Source organism: Mycobacterium sp., from assembly GCF_039583785.1.
In the GTDB taxonomy this organism is placed as follows: domain Bacteria; phylum Actinomycetota; class Actinomycetes; order Mycobacteriales; family Mycobacteriaceae; genus Mycobacterium.
In genome coordinates, this window is sequence record NZ_JAVKSG010000004.1 from 65,030 (window position 1) to 86,303 (window position 21,274).

General features: G+C 68.2%; 9 protein-coding genes. 5 read left to right on the forward strand and 4 right to left on the reverse strand.

The genetic code is table 11. From position 1 onward, the window contains the following. Positions 1-117: 117 nt before the first annotated feature. From ABDV69_RS03800 to ABDV69_RS03815, 4 genes are read right to left on the reverse strand one after another with little or no spacing between them, the layout of a single operon-like run. Positions 118-402 (reverse strand): WXG100 family type VII secretion target, encoded by a 285-nt coding sequence (locus tag ABDV69_RS03800; protein WP_343571996.1) that lies wholly within the window; start codon positions 400-402, stop codon positions 118-120. A 20-nt stretch (positions 403-422) separates the two neighbouring features. Further along, positions 423-719 carry a WXG100 family type VII secretion target gene (locus ABDV69_RS03805; protein WP_343571997.1) on the reverse strand — a complete coding sequence of 99 codons (297 nt, stop codon included), beginning with the start codon at positions 717-719 and terminating at the stop codon, positions 423-425. A 56-nt stretch (positions 720-775) separates the two neighbouring features. Then, positions 776-1,975, reverse strand: coding sequence for a PPE family protein (locus ABDV69_RS03810; protein WP_343571998.1), 1,200 nt, complete (start codon positions 1,973-1,975; stop codon positions 776-778). Between the two features lie 16 nt (positions 1,976-1,991). Continuing rightward, a complete protein-coding gene (locus ABDV69_RS03815) occupies positions 1,992-2,288 on the reverse strand; it encodes a PE family protein (RefSeq protein ID WP_343571999.1) in 297 nt (98 codons plus the stop codon). A gap of 302 nt (positions 2,289-2,590) precedes the next feature. Here ABDV69_RS03815 and ABDV69_RS03820 point away from each other — a divergent pair, with 302 nt between their 5' ends. The 5 genes from ABDV69_RS03820 (at position 2,591) to ABDV69_RS03840 (ending at position 21,267) form a co-directional block, all read left to right on the forward strand. Further along, entirely contained in the window at positions 2,591-3,292 is a 702-nt protein-coding gene (locus ABDV69_RS03820; protein WP_343572000.1) for an alpha/beta fold hydrolase, read from the forward strand. A 619-nt stretch (positions 3,293-3,911) separates the two neighbouring features. Next, positions 3,912-5,657, forward strand: a complete 1,746-nt coding sequence (locus ABDV69_RS03825; RefSeq protein ID WP_343572001.1) for an AMP-binding protein — start codon at positions 3,912-3,914, stop codon at positions 5,655-5,657. Between the two features lie 261 nt (positions 5,658-5,918). Beyond that, complete coding sequence (locus ABDV69_RS03830; protein WP_343572002.1) at positions 5,919-11,222, forward strand: type I polyketide synthase; 5,304 nt, start codon at positions 5,919-5,921, stop codon at positions 11,220-11,222. Then, on the forward strand, positions 11,206-15,966 hold the full coding sequence (locus tag ABDV69_RS03835; protein WP_343572003.1) for a type I polyketide synthase: 4,761 nt from the start codon (positions 11,206-11,208) through the stop codon (positions 15,964-15,966). Before ABDV69_RS03830 ends, ABDV69_RS03835 begins: the two co-directional genes overlap by 17 nt. A 6-nt stretch (positions 15,967-15,972) precedes the next feature. Further along, the gene (locus ABDV69_RS03840) at positions 15,973-21,267 is read left to right on the forward strand and encodes an SDR family NAD(P)-dependent oxidoreductase (protein WP_343572004.1); all 5,295 of its coding nucleotides are present in this window, start codon (positions 15,973-15,975) and stop codon (positions 21,265-21,267) included. Positions 21,268-21,274 lie beyond the last annotated feature (7 nt).

Sequence of the window (21,274 nt, forward strand, 5' to 3'; positions counted from 1 at the left end):
TGCTGTGACTCGTGGTGACTGCAACGAAAAACGCCGACAGGCCCGCGGGGTGCGGGCGCTGTCGGCGCCACGAATAGCATTCAACGCCAACGGAGTTGGCGTGGTGTGGGGGGGGTGTCAGGCCCAGCTGGAGCCGACGGCGGAGTCGGTCGACGACATGTTGTTGCCGGCAGACTGCACCTTCTGACCGTGGCTGTTGGCCTGCTCGTAGATGACCTGGAAGTTGCGGCCCAACTGGGTGATGAACTCCTGGCAGGCCACCGAACCCGAGCCACCCCAGAAGTCACCGGCAGCCAGCACATCGCGCACGATGGCCTGGTGTTCGGCCTCCAATGAAGCAGCTTGGGCGCGAATCAGCGCGCCGTGGGAATCGACATCACCGAACTGGTAGCTGATCGACATGAGTGTTCTCCTTGATAAGGCTAGCTGGACAGGATCTGCTGGGAGGCCTGCTCTTGCGCCTCGTAGTTGTTGGCGTCACGGATCAACCCGTCACGCACCCCGTGCAGCATGTTCACGATGTTGCGGAACGCGGTGTTCATCTGCCCCATGGTGTCGTGGGAGGTCATCTGAGCGGTACCGCTCCAGCCCGCACCGGCAATGTTCTGGCTCGATGCCCACATCTTGCGGGCCTCGTCCTCGACGGTCTGGGCGTGGGTGTCGAACCGGCCGGCCATCGAACGCATCTCATGCGGGTCAGTCATAAAACGGGTAGGCATGTTCTTCTCCTTGTTGTGGGCGTGTCGAAAGTTGTCGGGTTGTCTGTCAAGGAACGTTATCCGCCGGCGGGCGAGCGTGGCATCACCTTGGCGGCGACACGCGAGCCCATGGCGCTCATACCGCGGCCGGCCAGTGCGCCCATCAGTCCCTGCGAGAACGGGCTACTGGGCAGACCGGTCGACATGCTCGGTGCAGCGACGCTGTTGGCGGGCAGCAGCGGGGCGGCGCGATCCAGTCCCGCACCCGGTACACCGGTGTGCCAGGCGTGCGGCACCGACAGCCCACCCGCTTGCAGCGCATTGGACATCTGAGCCTGGATGCCGGCACCAAACTTGCCCAGTTGACCGCTCACGCCGCTCAGCACGGCGGCACCCTTGGTGTCGACCAGCTTGCCGACGTTGTCCAGCAGCGAGTCCTTCATGCTGGCCAGCGTGTCGACCGAGGGGCCGGCGCCGGCCCCGCCGCCGCTGCCCATGAACATACGAGCCGGAATGCTGGCCAGCATTCCCCCGTAGTACCCGCCCTGCAGTGGCAGCAGTGCACCCTCCGGGTTGGCGGCGAGCGCGGTGGCGACTGTCCCGAGGTAGGTCGGCAAATCAGCGAAGGATGCCGGCGTCGTCGCGCCCGAGTCGCCGAAAAGAAGCGCGACGTCGTTGATCAGTTGAAGGAAAACCGAGCTGGCGCCGGCACTGCTGGCCGCGGACGTCGCGGCGGCCGGCTGCGCGCCACTGGTCACCAACGGTGCCGCCGTCTGTGCCGGCAACGCGGCGGACGCGCCGGTCGAGGCATGCTGGTAGGTGTCCATGCCCAGCGCGTCCTGGATCCACATCTCCAGGTAGTCGGCTTCGTTCTGGGCGATCGCCCCGGTGTTCTGACCGAGGAAGTTGTTGGACACCAGCGTGGTCAGCGCGGCCCGGTTGGCTGCGATCACCGGCGGCGGGACCATCGACGAGTACGCGGTTTGGTAGGCGGCGGCAGCGGCCTTGGCCTGGGTCCCGGTCTGGGCGGCTTCGGTCGCGGTGCTCTGCAGCCAGGCGATGTACGGCTCGGCGGCCGAGGCCATGTGAGCCGATGACGGACCGAGCCAGGTGCCGGTGGTCAGGTTGGTGACCGCGGTCTGGTACTGGGTGGCGGTGGCCTCCAGGTCGGCGGCCAGTTCATCCCACGCCGTTGCGGCCTCCAGCAGCGGCGCAGACCCCGCGCCGGAGTACATCAGCGCGGAGTTGATCTCCGGGGGTATCAGCGAGAAGCTCATCGGCCTACGACCCCGCCTAGCCGGCCGTCGCGGCGTTGGCCGCTTCGGTGAGCGCGTAGGCGCCGGCGCCGGAGCGCAGCGCGGCCACCAATTGCTCGTGCACCTCTGCGGCCTGCGCGGCGATCTGCTGGTAGAGCGCGCCGTGCTGACCGAACTGGGCTGCCGTCATCGCCGAGACGAGGTCCGAAGCCGCCGGGGCCAGGCCCGTCGTCGGCGCGGCGGCGGCCGAGTTGCGGGCGACCATCGCGTCACCGATTCCGGACAATGTGCCTGCAGCCCCCTGCAACACGTCTGGCTGTGTAGTTACGAACATCTTGTCAAACCTTTCCCGCGACCCGGCCGGCACTGAGAGCTAACAGTACGTGAACCCTGTCGTGTGGATGGACCTCCCCTGGAACGATAGCCACTCATGGCGGCAAGTAAATCGTAAGACTTTTTTGCCTTTGGCGATAGACGAATCGGTGAACCCGTGTCGCCCAAAAAAGGCTCAGTGATTCCTTGGTATTTTCACAGGATCTTCAATTGGTTAACTGATCGACGTCGACCCGAAGCGGTTGGGGCCGGCGCCACCGCGTCGCCGTCAGGCCGGCACGTGGCGGACTGTATCGTTGCCGCGTGACCGGGCAGCCACCAAAGCTTTTCATCTTTCCGCACGCCGGGGGATCGGCCGAGTTTTACGTTCCCTTCGCCAAAGCCTTTGCCAGCGATATCAAACGCGTCGGCATCCGGTACCCGGGGCGCGGTGGTAATCACGACCTCGGGTCATTCACCACCATCGGTGCTCTCGCCGACAAGGTTTGCCAGATGATCAAGCCGCCGGCAGACCGGGAGGAAAAAGTCACCTTTTTCGGCCACAGCATGGGCGGACTGCTGGCGTTCGAGGTCGCGCGTCGGTTCGAGCAGGCGGGCAGTCCGATTGCGGCGCTGTTCGTCTCGGCCGTCGCCGCGCCGGGCCACGTCGGCTACCAGCACATCGCCGAGTCGGACCGTGGGCTGCTGGACGCGGTGAGCGAGATGACGGGGATCAATCCCGAGTTCCTGGAAAACGAAGAATTCGCGACCAGCATCTTGCCGACGCTTCGCGGGCTCAAGGCGATCTCGAAATACGACTGCCCACCCGAGGCGAAGTTGTCCTGTCCGATCTCGGCGTTCCTGGGCGACGATGACGAAGTCGCGACCCCGGAGAAGGTTCGACCGTGGTCGGAACGCACCACATCTGAGTTCACTATGAAAGTTTTTCCCGGCCACCATTTTTATCTGACTGACCACATCGCCGAGCTGGTGAGTGAGATCGAGACAAAGATCTTGTCCTCGTGAAATAAGACGATTGTTGTCACCAAACGCCGATCCAATCACGAACGGGAAACAGTGCCGTTTATTAGTCGCCGAACGCCTTATGTAGCCGAATGATTGGACGCCAATACCAAAAACCTGGATGGTTCGGCTGGCCTCTACCGGTTCGGGGTATCCGCGCCACATGCCGCCCCACGTCCAACCGGGGGCATCTGACCGAGAGTGAAAAATCCCACACCACTGCCTCGGCATGGCAAAATCCAGCAAACCCCCCCTTCGGCGGAGGTTTCACAGGTGGCGCAGCTGTCACGGCGGCGAGGGCGTCGCGTGCGTGGCGGTCGGCGCTGTCTCCACCACGCAAAAGTGACCGCGAACCGTTTAATAATCGGAATTATGTCAAGGATCTGACCGTCCGGTAAGGTGATCGCGACGCGACCGGGGAGTGGACGCCTCCGGAAGCGGTCGACTTAGCAAACCGATGGTCCCAGCAATGACGCTGGCTGGAGCGGGTCTTATGTTTGGTGCATGTATTACGTTCTCGGGTTTTTGGTCCGAGAAGCATGAGGCCCCTGTTAATCTCCGCATCACATGCGCCCGCTTGTTTGTCGTCCGGGGCGCTAGATCTCCAAGAGGGGGTGTCCCGATGGCAGTAACCGAAGCATCTATTGCCGCAATACTGCGGGAATGGGCCCGGCGGCAGCCGGATGCACCGGCGTACACGTATATCGACTACGACGTCGATCCGGCCGGCTACCGGCAGATGCTGACGTGGGGCGAGTTGTACGGCCGCGTGCAGGCGCTGGCCGCGGAGATCTCGACGGTCGGCGCGCCGGGGGATCGCGCCGCCATCCTCGCGCCGCAGGGCCTGGAGTACGTCGTCGCCTTTTACGCCGCGCTGGAAGCCGGACTGGTTGCTGTCCCGCTGCCGGTGCCGCAGTTCGGGCACCACGACGAGCGGGCTTCGGCCGCGCTGCAGGACTGCGCTCCCGCTGTCCTGCTGACGACCTCGACCGTTGTTGACGACGTGGCCGATAGCGCGCGCTCGCTGCCCGGCAAGGCGCCCGCGTTAATCGAGGTCGACAGCTTGGACCTGGACGTGGTGCCCGACTTCTCGCTGCCGGCTGCGCCGCGAACGAAGAACGCTTTGCTTCAGTACACCTCGGGATCGACGCGATCCCCGGCGGCCGTGGTGGTCACCCACAAGAACATCTTGGCCAACGCGCAGCAGGTGCGCGAGGACTACTTCGAGGCCGAAGGCGCTGTTCCGCCGGCCGACACCACCTTGGTGTCGTGGCTGCCGGTGTTCCACGATATGGGATTGTTGGTGGGTATCACCGGAGCCTTGATCATGGGCCTGCACTCGATATTGATGAGTCCGATGGCTTTCCTGCAGCGGCCGGCCCGGTGGGTTCAGGAAATGGCGAGAAACACCAGGGTGTTCACGGCAGTCCCGAATTTCGCATTCGAATTGGCGGCGCGCCGGACCACCGACGAGGACATGGCCGGCCTGAGTCTGTCCGGTGTGCACACGATCCTGTCCGGTGCCGAGCGCGTGCACGCGGCAACGATCCGGCGCTTCAACGATAGGTTCGGCCCGTTCGGGTTCCCGGCCAGCTCGCTGAAGCCGTCCTATGGTCTGGCCGAGGCGATGGTCTACGTGAACTCCTCCGGCCCCGGGCGACCGCCCACCGTCGCCACTTTCGACTACGAGAAGCTGTCCGCTGGCCACGCCGAGGCTTGCGACACGGGCAACGGAGTCGAACTGGTCAGTGTGGGCATCCCGCGCGCGTCGACGATCCGCATCGTCGACCCGGAGACCCGGGTGGAGAACCCGGCCGGCATGGTCGGCGAAGTCTGGCTGCACGGCGACAACATCGCCGCCGGTTACTGGCGCAAGCCGCAGCAGACCCAGAAGACCTTCGGGGGTCAGCTGGTCGGCCCGTCCAGTGGCACGCCGCTGGGCCCGTGGCTGCGCACCGGTGACCTGGGCACCATCTACGACGGAGAGCTGTACATCATCGGCCGGATCAAGGACCTGCTGATCGTCGACGGGCGCAATCACTACCCCGACGACATCGAGGCCACCACGCAGGAGATCAGCGGCGGACGTGTCGCGGCGATCTCCATCGAGGATGGTCGCACCGAGCGCCTGATCGTGATCGCCGAGATGAAAGACAAGGGCAAAACCCAGGAGATGGCCGACCGTCTCCGCGACGTGAGAGCGCAAGTCACCTCCGCCATTTCCAAGGCCCACGGGCTGCGGGTGGCCGACCTGGTGCTGGTTCCGCCCGGCTCGATTCCGATCACGACCAGCGGGAAGATCCGCCGTTCATCGTGCGTTGAGGTCTACCGACAGGACGACTTCAGCCGTTTGGATTCCACCGCTTAGTGAGGTCCAGACGGCTTTGCACCGCAGCGGAAGTAAAGCCAGTGTCTGCTCACACATTTTCAATGCCCGCTGTGCCGGGGGGGTGCGTTCGACAGCGGCCGAGTAGCGGTAACATCAGACTCCTCGGCTGGGTGGAACGTTGTGGGCGCGACGAGGCGAACCGACTGAACACGCCCGGATGACATCGGTCTGCGTCGCCGCGTTTTTCGTCGCACACGGTGTAATACAACAACAACTTTCCGACAGACCGGGGGGAGCGCGATGACTGCTGCACCGTCGGACCGTCGGGCCATCATCACCGAGGCGCTGCGCAAAATCGACGACCTGACGGCGCGGCTGGAGATTGCCGAAAAGGGTGACACCGAGCCGATCGCCGTGGTGGGAATCGGCTGCCGGCTTCCGGGCGGAGCGGACAGTCCCGCTGAGTTCTGGCGGATGCTGCAGGACGGCGGCAGCGGCATCGTCGCAGTTCCGGCCGAGCGCTGGGACGCCGACGCTTTCTTCGCCGAGGATCATTCCGTGCCGGGCACGATCGTCAGCAAGAAGGGCGGCTTCCTCACCTCCTGGCGCCCTGACGAGTTCGACGCCGAGTTCTTCGGGATCTCGCCGCGCGAGGCCGCGGCGATGGATCCGCAGCAGCGGCTGTTGCTCGAAGTCACCTGGGAAGCACTGGAAAACGCGGGCATCACCGCGGCTATGGTCCGCGGCAGCCAGACGTCGGTCTTCGTCGGCTTGACCACAAGCGACTACTACGTGAACGCGGTCGGAAAATCGCGGCCAGAAGATATCGACCCCCACGTCCCGTTCGGAAATGCGTCGAATTTCGCCGCTGGGCGGCTGGCGTATTTTCTGGGCGTTCACGGCCCAGCGGTCGTCCTCGATACTGCGTGCTCGTCGTCACTGGTCGCCATCCATTTGGCGTGTCAGAGCCTGCGCCGCCGGGAAAGCGATCAGGCGTTGGCCGCCGGCGCCAACCTGATGCTGACTCCGGAAAACAGCATCGCCACCTCGCGGTGGGGAATGCTGGCCCCCGATGGCCGCTGCAAAACCTTCGACGCCGCTGCCGATGGGTATGTCCGCAGCGAAGGTTGCGGGGTGGTGGTGCTCAAACGGCTCAGCGATGCGCTGCGCGACGGAGATTCGGTGCTGGCGGTGGTGCGCGGGTCGGCGGTCAACCAGGACGGCCCGAGCAGTGGTCAGACGGTACCCAACGGGCCGGCTCAACAGGCATTGCTGCGCACGGCGCTGGCCGCGGCGCGGCTGGCGCCCGCCGACATCGACTACATCGAGGCCCACGGCACCGGCACTGCGCTGGGCGATCCGATCGAACTGGGCGCGCTGTACCAGGTTTTCGGCGAGCGCAACGGCTCCGCGCCGTTGGTGCTGGGCTCGGTGAAGACCAACCTCGGCCACCTGGAGTCGGCCGCCGGTATCGCCGGCTTCATCAAGACCGTGCTCTGCGTGCAGCACGGCCACATTCCGGCGCATCTGCATTTCACCGCGTTGACGCCGAACGCCGTCGAGGGCGCGTCGACGTTCACCATCGCCGCCGACGGCATGGATTGGCCGGCGGTCGGGCGGGCCCGTCGGGCCGGGGTGTCGTCCTTCGGGGTCAGCGGCACCAACGCCCACGTGGTCCTCGAGCAGGCGCCAGCCACTGAACATGTTGCGCCGCAACCAGAATCGGTGATCACCACGCTGGTGGTCTCGGGTAAGACCCCGGCGCGCATCGCATCGACGGCCGCGATGCTGGCCGACTGGATGATCGGTGACGGCGCCGCGGTGCCGCTGGTCGATGTCGCCCACACGCTCAACCACCACCGCACTGCGCACAAGGCGTTCGCGACGCTGGCCGTCCGCGACCGCGCCCACGCCGTCGCCGGCCTGCAGGCGCTGGCGGCCGGCCAGTCGGCGGTCGGACTCGTCGAGCCGCACGAGGGATTGTGTAAGCCCGGAACGGTTTTCGTGTATTCGGGGCAGGGCTCGCAGTGGGCCGGCATGGGCCGGCGGTTGCTTCTCGACGAGCCGGTGTTCGCCGCGGCGATCGAGGAGTTGGAGCCGCTGTTCCGCGAGCACATGCGCTTCTCGCTGCACCAGGTTCTGACCGAGGGCCAGCCGGTGGCCGGCGACGCGCGGGTGCAGCCGGTACTGATGGGTCTGCAGTTGGCGTTGACCGCGTTGTGGCGCTCCTACGGCGTGGAACCCGATGCGGTGATCGGACATTCGATGGGCGAGGTGACCGCGGCGGTGGTGGCCGGGGCGCTCACTGCGGACGACGGCATGCGGGTCATCGGGATCCGGTCGCGGCTGATGTCGCGGCTGGCCGGCCAGGGCGCGGTGGGTCTGCTGGAGATGGACGCCGAGACGGCCTCGACGTTCCTCGCCGACTACCCCGAGGTGAGCGTCGCGGGGTTGCTGTCGCCGCGCCAGACCGTGGTCGCCGGCTCGGTGCCGCAGGTCGACGCCGTGATCGTGGCCGCCGGCGCCCAGCAGCGTTTCGCGCGGCGGGTGAACATGGAAGTCGCCTCGCACACCGCGCTGATGGACCCAATCCTGCCCGAAATGCGTTCCGCGCTGGCCGGTCTCAAGCCCACGACGCCAACGATTCCGTTCATCTCCACGGTCGCCGACCCGACCAGCGCGCCGGCGCTGGACGCCGACTACTGGGTCGCGAATGTGCGCGAGCCGGTGCGGCTGCACCAGGCCATCACCACCGCCGCGCAGCACGCCACGTTCGTCGAGATCAGCCCGCACCCGACCCTGACGCACGCCGTCACCGAGACGCTGGAATCGGGGCATCACCACAGCGTCGGGTCACTGTCGCGCGACGGCGATGACACGGTCAGCTTCCACACCAACCTCAACCGCACGCACGTGTTGCGTCCCCCGACTCTGCCGCACCCGCCCGGGCCGCATCCGGTGGTGCCGAGTGCGCCGTGGCATCACACCCGACACTGGATCAGCGCCGAGGAATTCGCGACGACCGCCGAGTCGGCGCCGCGACGCGGCACCCTGCTCGGTCAGCACATCCCGGTCGCCGGGAACCCGCCGACGCATCTGTGGCAGGCGCGCCTGACGTCGGCCACCAAGCCCTACCCGGGATCGCACCACAACAACGGCATCGAGATCATCCCGATTTCTGTTCTGCTGCAGACGCTTTCGGCAGCCGCCGGGGAATGCGACGCAGCGGCGCTGTCCGACATCCGCTTCGAGTACCCGATCGTCGTCGGTGAGCCGCGGGTCGTCCAGGTCGTCGCCGACGGCGCATCGGTCACCGTATCGTCGAGCGCGGGCGGCACCGGCTGGATCCGGCATGCCGATGCCCGCATCTCGTCCGTCGACTCGTCGGCTCGCCCATCGGAGGCGATCGCCGCGCCGGGCGCCACCGACGCCGACTTCGACGACGAGTCGGTGACCTCGTTGTGGCAGACCTGGGGCAGTGAAGGCCGGCCGTTCGGCTGGTACATCGGCTCCTGCCAGTCGAATGCAGGCGAGCTGAGCGCCGACGTCGAGCTGATCCCATCCCCGGCAGTCGGGGCGTCGGTCGTTGCCTTACTGGACGCGGCAATTCACATCGCCCGCCTGCTGGAGCGCGACAACCCGCGGTTGATGGTTCCGGCCGCGGTCACCAGCGTCCGACTCGCCGGCGAACTCGCCGAGCCGGGTGGCCGCGTCGTGGTGCGCCGTCGCGGCGGTAGCGAGGAAGAACTCGTCGTCGACATCACCGCGACCGGCCGGGACGGCAACACCTGCATCGAGGTGCGCGGACTGCGTTTCGCCGCGGTGGACTCCAGCGTCGCGGCCGGGCGCACCGACGATCCCGCCACGATGGTGCACGCCATCGACTGGCAGCCGTTCACTTCCGACGCGAGCGACAACAGCGGCTCGGGCGCTGTTGCAGTATTGGGCGACAACGAGATTCGTGACGCCCTAACTCAGTTCGGGTACACCGCCGCCGCCGTCGCCGACGCGCGACACGTCCTCTACGTCGCCGAGTCACGGTCCGGTGAAAGCGATGTCGACGCCGCCGTGCGGATGTCGATGGACCTCGTCGACCTGGTCCGCGGCCTGGCCGAGCGCGACGAGAGTCACCCGGCGACGCTGTGGATCATCACCCGCGGTGTGCGCGAAGGCAGCTCGGATGCCGCGGTCGCACAGAGCCCGCTGTGGGGGACGGCCGGTGTCATCCGCGCCGAGCAGCCGCAGCTGTGGGGCGGCCTGGTCGACGTGGCCGAGGACGCGGCCATCGGTGCGCTGATGCCGGCGCTGGCCCCGATGCTGCGCACGCCCGCGAAGTCGATCCTGGCGCTGCGCGGCGGGGAGTTCTTCGCGCCCGTCCTCAAGCCGGTGTCCGGCGAGCCGGTTCGTCAGCCGCTGCGCTGCCGCCCCGACGCGGCCTACCTGATCACCGGTGGCCTGGGCGCGCTGGGTCTGCTGACGGCCGGCTGGCTGGCCGACCGCGGTGCCCGCCGGGTGATCCTGGCCGGCCGCACCGCGCTGCCGCCGCGGCGCGACTGGGACAGCGACACCGGCGACGCCGCATCGGGCGAGAAGATCGCCGCCGTCCGCGCGCTGGAAGCCCGCGGGGTCGCGGTCGAAGCAGTCGCACTCGACATCGGCTCTGCCGAGGCGATGGCCGCGCTGCTGGCCAAACGCGACGCCGAGGGTGCGGTGCCGATCCGCGGTGTCGTCCACGGCGCCGGCATCACCGACGCCGAGCTGTTTACCGAGCTGGAGGAAAGCCGGCTGCGGCGCACGGTGTGGCCGAAGATCGCCGGCGCGCAGGTGCTGCACCGGACTTTCCCGCCGGGCAGCCTCGACTTCATGTTCCTGACCGCCGCGGCCGGCGCCGTGTTCGGTGTGCCGGGCCAGGGCGCCTACGCCGCCGCCAACGCCTACCTCGACGGCCTGGCCCAGGCGCGTCACCGGCAGGGCTGCCACACCGTGAGCCAGGACTGGGTGGCCTGGCGCGGGCTCGGCTTCGGCGCGGAGGCGCAGATCGCGTTGGCCGAACTCGAGCGGCTCGGTTCACGGGCGATCAGCGCCGACGAGGCCTTTGCCGCCTGGGACCACCTGGCGCGCTACGACGTCGCGCAGGCCGTGATGGCGCCGATGGCTTCGATTTCGACGACCGCCGGGTCCGGTGCCGCCGGGTTGCGCGCGGCCACTCCGGCCTGGTCGGAGATGCCCGCCGCGGACGTCCGCGCCGAACTGCAGACCGGGTTGCGGGCCATCCTGGCCCGCGAGTTGCAGCTGGCCGAGGACGACCTCGACTCCGAGCGGCCGTTCGCCGAATACGGGCTGAACTCGGTGATGGCGATGTCGGTCCGGCGCGACACGGAATTGTTCGTCGGGATCGAGTTATCGGCGACCATGCTGTTCAACTACCCAACTATCGTGGCGCTCGCCGAACACCTGGCGAAAAAGGTGTCGCCGCAGCCGGAATCGGACAGTGACGTCGACGTTCCGGGCGATCCGGACGGCAGCGTGCTGAATGATCTGTTCGCTGACGTGGAGTCGGCGCCGGCTGGCCGGGAAAGGGGATCTGATGACCTCCTCGTATGACGAGGAAGCGCTACGACACTGGCTGGCCGATTACCTGGTGACCAACGTCGGTTGCAGTCCCTACGACATCGACTTCGACGCCCCGATGAGCGACCTGGGCCTGGGTTCGCGTCACGCCGTGGTGCTCTCCGGCGAGCTGTCCGAGCTGCTCGGCCGCAAAGTCTCGCCGGTGGAGTTCTGGCAGCACCCGACGATCGCCGATTTGGCCCGGTTCCTGACCGGCGCCGAGGCGTTGGCCGCCGAGCCCGAGGTCGAGGCCAGCCGTGGTCATCTGGACGAGCCGATCGCGGTGATCGGGCTGGGCTGCCGATTTCCCGGCGGCATCTTTGGCCCCGACGAGTACTGGCAGTTCATCTGCGAGGGCCGCAACGCGGTTACCGAGGTACCGGGCGAGCGCTGGGCGCCGTTCGACGACGGCACCCCCGAGGTTGCCGCGGCGTTGTCGCACACCACCCGCTACGGCGGCTACCTGGATGACCTCGACGCCTTCGATGCCGAGTTCTTCGACATCTCCAGCCGCGAGGCCATCAAGATGGACCCGCAGCAGCGCATGCTGCTCGAAGTCGCGTGGGAGGCGCTGGAACACGCGGGCATCCCGCCGAGTTCGCTGCGCCGCTCGCAGACCGGTGTGTTCGCCGGCGCCTGCTACACCGACTACGGCTATGTCGCCGGCATGGACCTGACAAATGTCGACGCGTGGACCAATTCCGGTGGGGCACTGAGCATCATCGCCAACCGGCTGTCGTACTTCCTGGACTTCCGCGGACCGTCGGTCACCGTCGACACCGCGTGCTCGTCGTCCATCGTGGCGCTGCACCTGGCCTGCCAGAGCCTGCGCATCGGCGAATCCGACGTGGCGCTGGCGGCCGGTGTCAACCTGATGCTGGCACCCTCGGTGGTCCGCGCCTTCGACCAGACCGGCGCGCTGTCGCCCACCGGCGCGTGCCGCGCGTTCGACGCCGACGCCGACGGGTTCATCCGCGGTGAAGGCTGCGGTGTCGTGGTGCTCAAGCGCCTCGGCGAGGCGGTCCGCGACGGCGACCGGGTGCTGGCCGTAGTGCGGGGTTCGGCGGTCAACCAGGACGGCCGGTCCAACGGCCTGTTGGCGCCCAACCCCGCCGCGCAGATGGCGGTGCTGCGATCGGCCTACGCCAACGCCGGTCTAGAGCCGCGGGAAGTCGACTACGTCGAGGCGCACGGTACCGGAACGCCACTCGGCGACCCGATCGAGGCGCGCGCGCTCGGCACGGTGCTGGGCCGCGGTCGCGCCGAAGACGCGCCGCTGCTGATCGGTACCGTCAAGACCAACCTCGGCCACCTCGAGGCCGCCGCCGGCATCGCAGGCCTGATCAAGACCGTGCTCGCGGTGCATTCCGGCAGCATCCCGCCCAACCTGCACTTCCACACCCCCAGCCCGCACATTCCGTTCGACCAGTTGCGGCTGAAAGTCGTTGCCGATCAAACGGAATGGCCGCAGACCGGCCGGCCGCGCCGAGCCGGTGTCTCGTCGTTCGGGTTCGGTGGCACCAACGCGCACGCGGTGCTCGAGCAGGCGCCCCCCGCGATGCCGGTGATCCGCGAGGCCGACCCGGCGGTCAGCACGCTGGTGGTGTCGGGCAAGACGGCGGAGCGCATCTCGTCGCAGGCCGCTTCGCTGGCGGACTGGCTGCAGGGCGCCGGTGCGCAGGTGCGGCTGCCCGACGTGGCCCACAGCCTGAGCTACCACCGTGAACGGCACGCCCAGTTCGCCACCGTCTGCGTCCGTGACCGCGCCCAGGCGGTGGCGCACCTGCAGGCGCTGGGCGACGGCCGGGCGGCTGAAGGTCTGGTCGGTCCGCACGACGGACCGTGCAGTCCGGGAACGGTGTTCGTGTTCTCCGGCCAGGGTTCGCACTGGGCCGGCATGGGTCGGCAGTTGCTGGCCGACGAGCCGGTGTTCGCCGAGGCGATCGCCGAGCTCGACCCGATTTTCATTGAGCAGGTTGGCTTTTCGCTGCAGCAGATCATCGCCGACGGCGCGGCGATCAGCGGCGACGCGCAGGTCCAGCCGGTGCTGATGGGCCTGCAGTTGGCGCTGACCGAGCTGTGGCGCTGCTACGGCGTGCACCCGGACGCGGTGATCGGCCACTCGATGGGCGAGGTCACCGCCGCGGTGGTGGCCGGGGCGCTGAGCGTCGTCGACGGCCTGCGGGTCATCGCGATCCGCTCGAAGCTGATGTCGAAGCTGGCCGGTCAGGGCGCGGTGGCGCTGCTCAAGCTGGACCCCGACGCCACCGCGGCATTGCTCGCCGGCTACCCGGAAGTCAGTGTGGCGGGCTATATTTCGCCGCGCGAGACGGTGGTCGCCGGCCCGGTCGGTCCGGTCGACGCGGTGATCGCCACGGTGAGCGCGCAGAACAAGTTCGCCCGCCGGGTGAACATGGAGGTCGCGTCGCACACCGCGTTCATGGACCCGATCCTCGACGAATTGCGCTCCGCGCTGGCGGATCTGACCCCTGAGATCCCGACCATCCCGTTCTATTCGACGGTGATGGCGGGCTTCGTGTCGCCGATGCTGGACGCCGACTACTGGGTGGCGAACGTTCGTCAGCCCGCGCTGCTCAGCCAGGCCGTCGCAGCCGCTGCCGAAGAGCACGGAACGTTCATCGAGATCAGCGCGCACCCGATCCTGATGAACGCCGTCGGCGACACGCTGGATCCCGCCAGCCACCACCACAGCGTCGGCACGCTGTGGCGTGACGGCGACGATACCCTCCGATTCCACACCAACCTGAACACCGTCCACACCAGCCACCCGCCGCAGACCCCGCACCCGGTCGAGCCGCACCCGGTGCTGCCGACCACGCCGTGGCACCACGGTCGGTTCTGGGTGACCTCGCGTCCGATCACTCCGGTCAGAAGCGCCGCCGTCGCAAGCGATTCGGGTGCTGCACCGGTCGAAGGACCGATCCCGTCGCAGTGGTACCTGAACCTGGCCTGGCCGGCTCGCGAGCTGTCCGGAGCGAAAGGCGACCCGGACGCCTCGTGGCTCGTCATCACCGACTCCGGGTTGGGTGAGGAGATCGGCCGGGTGCTCGGCGACGAACATGCCGCGACTCCTGCGCCGACGTCACTGCTGGCCGACGGCGTCGACCCGTCGGCGATCACCGACGCGCTCGCCGGTGTGACCCACGTGCTCTACGCGCCAGCGGTGACCGGCGGGCAGTTCGACGCCGAAGCCGGCTACCAGCTATTCAACGCCGCACGACGGCTGACTGTGGCGATCGCCGAAATGGGCGTGGCGCCACAGCTTTATCTGCTCACCCGCAACGCCCAACCGGTCAGCGATGGTGACCGGGCCAACGCCTCGCAGGCGGTGCTGTGGGGCTTAGGGCGCACGCTGGCGCTGGAGCACCCCGAGTTCTGGGGCCGCGTCATCGACATCGACGAGTCGGTACCGGATGGTCTTGCCGCCGTCTACCTGGTGGACGAGGCGCAGGCCGACGACCACGAAGACCAGGTCGTCTATCGGGCCGGTCTGCGCCGGGTTCCGCGGCTGCAGCACGGCCCTGCCCCGTCGACCGCTCCCGCCGAATTATCCTCCGACAGCAGCTATCTGGTGATCGGCGCGACCGGAAACATCGGTCCTCACCTGATCCGGCAACTCGCCGACTCGGGTGCGGGCACGGTGGTCGCCGTCTCGCGTAACCCCGGTGCCAAGCTGGACGACCTGGCCGCTCGCCTGGCGCCGTCCGGCACCGCGCTGGTGACGGTCGCCGCCGACGCGGCAGACGAATCCGCGATGAGCGCGGTGTTCGACCGCTTCGGCGACGACCTGCCGCCGCTGGCCGGCATCTATGTGGCGGCGTTCGGCGGTGGGCCGATCACCCTGCTGGAGATGACCGAAGACGACGTCACCGCGATGTTCCGACCCAAGCTGGACGTGGTGTCGGTACTGCACCGGCTGTCGTTGCGGCACAAGATCGATCAGTTCGTACTGTTCTCGTCGATCTCCGGTCTGACCGGGTCGCGTTGGCTAGCGCACTACACCGCGACCACCACATTCCTGGACACCTTCGCGCTGGCCCGCCGGGCCGCCGGCCTGCCGGCCACCGCGATCAACTGGGGACTGTGGAAGTCGTTGTCCGACGGGCAATCCGAAGAGGAGCGTCAGGTCACCCTGGCCTCGGGTCTGGAACCGATGGCCGACGACGTCGCGATCAAGGCGCTGCCGTTGCTCAGCGGCGCGGGCGCCGCATCGCGGCGCAGCGTCGTCGCCGCCGACTGGCCGTTGCTGGCCGCGGCATACCGGACCCGGGCGGCGCTGCGCATCGTGGACGACCTACTCTCGACCGAGGCCGCCGGCGCGGACGGCCCGGCCGCACGCAGCACCGAATTCCGGGATGCGTTGCGCGAGGCCGACCCAACGCGACGACGCGGCATGCTGGTCGATCACGTCACCGCGCAGGTGGTCGGCGCGATGGGCCTGGCGTCGGCGCAACTTCTCGACCCGACTGCGGGCTTCTTCCAGGCCGGCATGGACTCGCTGATGAGCGTCACGCTGCAGCGCGCCCTGTCGGACAGCCTGGGCGAGACGCTGCCCGCGTCGGTGGTGTTCGACTATCCGACCGTCGAGGCGTTGTCGGACTACCTGGCCACCCTTATTCCGGAGGTGGCCGAGGCCGCCGAAGCCGACAACACCGACGACTACGACGACTTCAGCGACGACGAACTTCTCAAACAGCTGTCAGAAAGGCTGGGTTGAGCTCCGATGACTGCAACGCCAGATCGTCGGGCGATCATCACCGAGGCTCTTCGCAAGATCGATGACCTGACGGCCCGGCTGGAGATCGCCGAAAAGGCCGACGTCGAACCGATTGCCGTGGTGGGTATGGCCTGTCGGCTGCCGGGTGGGGTCAACAACACGGGCGACTATTGGCAGCTGCTGCGCGACGGCGTCAGCGGCGTCATCCGGGTGCCTGCGGACCGCTGGGACGCCGACGCCTACTTCTCCTCCGACCACACCCGTCCGGGGACCATTTGCAGCCGGGAGGGCGGCTTCCTCACCTCGTGGCGGCCCGACCAGTTCGACGCTGAGTTCTTCGGGATCTCGCCGCGTGAAGCGGTTGCGATGGACCCCCAGCAGCGGCTGCTGCTCGAAGTCGCCTGGGAGGCATTGGAAAACGCCGGCATCACGCCAAAGGCGGCGCGTAACAGCCAGACCGGGATCTACGTCGGCCTGACCACCTATGACTACTCGTTGATCGCGGCCAAGAGGCCGCCGGAAGAAGTCGACCCGTATATTCCGTTCGGTAATGCGTCGAACTTCGCCGCGGGCCGGCTGTCGTATTTCCTTGGTACACATGGCCCGGCAGTGGTGCTCGACACCGCGTGCTCGTCGTCGCTGGTCGCCATCCACCTGGCCGTCCAGAGCCTGCGCCGTCGGGAAACGGACTCTGCGCTGGCGGCCGGCACCAACCTGATCTTGAGTCCAGAGAACAGCATCGCCTGTTCGCGGTGGGGCATGCTGGCTCCGGACGGTCGGTGCAAGACCTTCGACGCCACCGCCAACGGTTATGTGCGCAGCGAAGGCTGCGGGGTGGTGGTGCTCAAGCGGCTCGCTGACGCGCAGCGCGACGGGGACAACGTGCTGGCGCTGGTGCGCGGTTCGGCGGTCAACCAGGACGGGCCGAGCAGCGGCCAAACGGTGCCTAGCGGTCCCGCGCAGCAGGCGGTGCTGCGGGCGGCGCTGGCGTCGGCGCGGCTCGAACCGTCGGAGATCGACTACATCGAAGCGCATGGCACCGGCACCGCACTCGGTGACCCGATCGAACTCGACGCGCTCAGTGCGGTTTTCGGCCAGCGCGACGGCTCGGCGCCGCTGGTGCTCGGCTCGGTGAAGACCAACCTGGGCCATCTGGAGAACTCCGCAGGTATCGCCGGCTTCATCAAGACCGTGCTCAGCATGAACCACGGCTACATCCCGCCGCACCTGCATTTCACCGGGCTGACCCCGAACGCCGGGGCCGGCGCGTCGAAGTTCACCATTGCCGCCGACGGCATGCCGTGGCCGCAGGTGAGCCGGCCGCGCCGCGCCGGTGTGTCGTCGTTCGGGGTCAGCGGCACCAACGCCCACGTGCTGATCGAGCAGGCACCCGCCGCCGAACCTGTTGCCGCCCAACCGGAACCGGCGGTCAGTACGCTGGTGATCTCCGGAAAGACCCCGGCGCGCATCGCGCCGATCGCCGGGATGCTGGCCGACTGGATGTCCGGTGCCGGCGCCGACGTGCCACTGGCCGACGTCGCGCACACCGTCAACAACTACCGCGGCCGGTACCGCAGCTTCGCCGCCGTCGCCGCGCGCGACCACGAGCAGGCCGTCGCGGGACTGCGCGCACTCGCCGCGGGCGAACCCGCGACCGGTGTCGTCGAACCGACCGAGAAGCCGCACCGCTCGGGCACGGTGTTCCTCTACTCGGGTCAGGGTTCGCAGTGGGCCGGGATGGGTCGGCAGTTGTTGGCCGACGAGCCGGCGTTCGCTGTCGCGGTGGCCGAGTTGGAGCCTGATTTCGTTGCGCAGGTTGGTTTTTCGCTGCGTGACGTGCTCAGTGCCGGGGAGCCGGTGGTCGGCATCGAGCGCATCCAGCCGGTGCTGGTCGGGATGCAGTTGGCGTTGACCGCGTTGTGGCGGTCCTTTGGCGTCGAACCCGACGCGGTGATCGGTCATTCGATGGGGGAGGTGAGCGCGGCGGTGGTCGCCGGCGCGCTGAGTCCGGCTGATGGCCTGAAAGTCATTGCGACGCGGTCGGCCTTGATGTCGCGGTTGTCCGGGCAGGGCGCGATGGCGCTGGTCGAGTTGGATGCTGCCGAGGCCGAGAAGCTGGTCGGGCAGTACCCGGACATGACGGTGGCGGTGTATGCCGCGCCGGCGCAGACGGTGATCGCCGGCCCGCCCGAGCAGGTCGACGCCGCGATCGCGGTCGTCGACGGGCAGGGCAAGCTGGCGCGTCGGGTCGAGGTGGACGTGGCCTCGCATCACCCGACCGTCGACCCGATCCTGGCCGAGTTGCGCACGGCGCTGGTAGATCTGAAGCCGCAGATGCCGCGAATTCCGTTGATCAGCACGGTCGGTGCGGACGGCGCCGCCCCGGCATTCGACGCCGACTACTGGGTGGTCAACCTGCGCAACCCGGTGCGGTTCAGCCAGGCCGTCGCGAAAGCCGCTGAAAACCATTCGGTGTTCGTCGAAATCAGCCCGCACCCGCTGCTCACCCACGGCATCGGCGAGACGCTGGCCGCGGTGGCCTCCCGCGACCAGTTCGCCGTCACCGCGGCGATGAAGCGCGGCGACGATGAAACCCGCTCTGTCCATGAGCAACTCGCCACCATCGGCGTGACCGGCGATACCGGCGGCCGTCGCCGCGTCGCGATGCCGGCTTCGCCGTGGCTGCACGCCAGCTACTGGGTCGACGAGAAGCCTGCCGGCCAGCGGCTGGCAGGCGTCCACCCGCTGCTGGGTGCACATATCGAACTGCCGTCCGGCCACGAGCACGTGTGGCAGACCGACATCGGTGTCGAGACGCTGCCGTGGCTGGCCGACCACACCATTCACGGGCAGGCAGCGCTCTCGACGGCGGGCTTCGCCGAAATGGCGTTGGCCGCCGCCACCCAAGCGCTGGGCGAGGATGTACAGATCGACGCGCTCGCCGTCGAGCGGCCGCTGATGCTGGCCGCCCAGACCCGCGTCACCACCCAGTTGTCACTGGGCCCCGAGGTGAATCGGGTTGAGATTGTGGCCCGCTCGGCCGGTGGCAGCTGGACCCGGTACGCGGTCGCTGACGTGACCCAGCCGGGCGCACCGGCCGGCCAGGCCGCCGGGCAGCCCACCGAGATCGCGTTGCCCGACGCGGTCGCCGATCACCCCGCGTACCGCATCCACCCGGTGCTGCTGGACACGGCCTTGCGGCAGCTGGCCGCCGGCATCAGCACGGAAGACGCTTCCTACGAGCCGGTTTCGGTCGAAACCATCAAGGTGTTCGGCCCGATCCGCGCCCGCGCCCGCGCGCACGTCGAATCGGCCGAAGAGCGTGGCCGCATCGTTCTCACCGACGACGCCGGCGCCGTGCTCGCGGAGCTGACCGGTGTCGAGTTCAAGGCCGTCGACCTGGCCGGCGTGCCGATGTCGTTGGAGCAGAAGATCTTCGACGCCGCGTGGGTGCAGACTCCGGCTGCAGACGGCGACGCCGTGGCCGCGGGCACCTGGGTGGTGCTGACCGAAAACGACCCAGAAGCAACCGAATTCGCGGCCGACGTGACGGCGGCCTTGACCTCGCCGACCCGGCGGGTGGTCAGCGCTACGCTGGCCGACGAGTCCGCGGTGGCCGAGGCCGTGGCCGGCACCGCGGCCGAACAGCCGGTCGGCATCGTGGTGCTGCTGGCCAACCCGCCGTTTAACGGCGATGACATTGAAGCCACCGACGCCGCCCTGAAGCGGGCCCACGACCTGGTGGTGGACATCTCGGCCGCCGCCCATGCGGCCGTCGACGGCCGGCAGGGCGCCCCGCCGCGGCTGTGGCTGGTCACCCGTGGCGGTCTGTCGGTGCACGACGACGAACCCGGCGATCCGGCGATCGGCGCGCTGAAGGGACTGATCCGCAACTGGCGGTTCCCCGGCGAAGCGGCCCGCGTGCTGGCCGGCGAGCCGGATCTCGGCGCCACCCTCCTCGACGTGGGCAGCTGCGACGTCATCGACAAGCTGACCGACGAACTCGGCGCCGCCACCGGCGACGATGTCGTCGCGCTGCGCGCCGACGGTCGCTACGCCGAGCGGATGGTGCGCGCCACGCTGGAGACTGGGCACGACGCCGTGGTCCGCGCCGACGGCTCCTACCTCATCACCGGTGGTCTGGGCGGTCTGGGCACCGTCGTCACGCGCTGGCTGGCGGAGCGCGGCGCGGGCCGCATCGTGCTCAACGGCCGCCGTGAGCCGTCCGAGGCGCAGCGCGAATACCTCGACAGCCTGGGCCCCGAGGTCGTCTTCGTGGCCGGCGACATCGCAGCCGCAGGCGTGGCAGAGCGACTGGTGGCCGCGGCCGAGGAGACCGGCCGGCCGTTGCGCGGGCTCGTGCACGGCGCCGGCGTCACCGGTGACGGTCTGGTCAGCGCCCTGACCCGCGAGGGTCTGGAACGGGTCTGGGCGCCCAAGGTGGCCGGTGCGCTGCGACTCAACGCGGCGACGGCCACCAAGGAGATGGACTGGTGGGTGGGCTTCTCGTCGATGGCCACCCTGCTGGGGCTGCCGGGTCAGCTGGCCTACGCGACCGGCAACGCGTGGCTGGACGCGCTGATGACGTGGCGACGCGCATCCGGGCGACCCGCCACGGCGATCAACTGGGGACAGTGGTCCGCGGTCGGCATGAGCAGCAAGCTGACCTACAGCGTGCTCGACCCGATCACACCGGACGAAGGCATCGAGGCGTTGCAGGCCCTGGTCGGCGGTCCGCTCAACCGGGTGGGCGTCGGACGACTGCGACTGGACCGCGTGCTGGCGGCCACCCCGGAATTCCGCGACCTCGACTACTTCGAGAGGATCGCCGCGGAATTCGGCGCCGCGGCGCAGGTGTCGAGCGCGGAGCATCGGTCGACAGGGGACGGTCAGGATCGTTCGGTACTGTCGGCTCCGGATTGGTCACAGTTGCCGGCCGAGAAGAGGCTGGGTGAACTCGAGATCAGGCTGCGGACCATTTTGGCCCGCGAATTGCGGATGTCAGCGTCGGCGATCAACGTGGATCAGCCATTCCCCGAGTTGGGACTCGACTCTATGATGGCGATGTCCGTGCTGCGGGAGACGCAACGGCTAGTGGATCTGGACTTGTCGGCGAACATGTTGTTCAACAACCCGACCATCTCGTCGCTGGCGGCGTATTTGGCACAGCGGCTGGCGCCCAAGCAGGTGCCGCAGGATGACGCCGCCAACGGGGTGCACGACGCGGCCGGTGGTGTGTTGGACGAGTTGTTCGAGCAGGTGGAGTCCGCTTCGGCGGGCAGTGAGAGCGGTGTGTTGTGATAGGAAA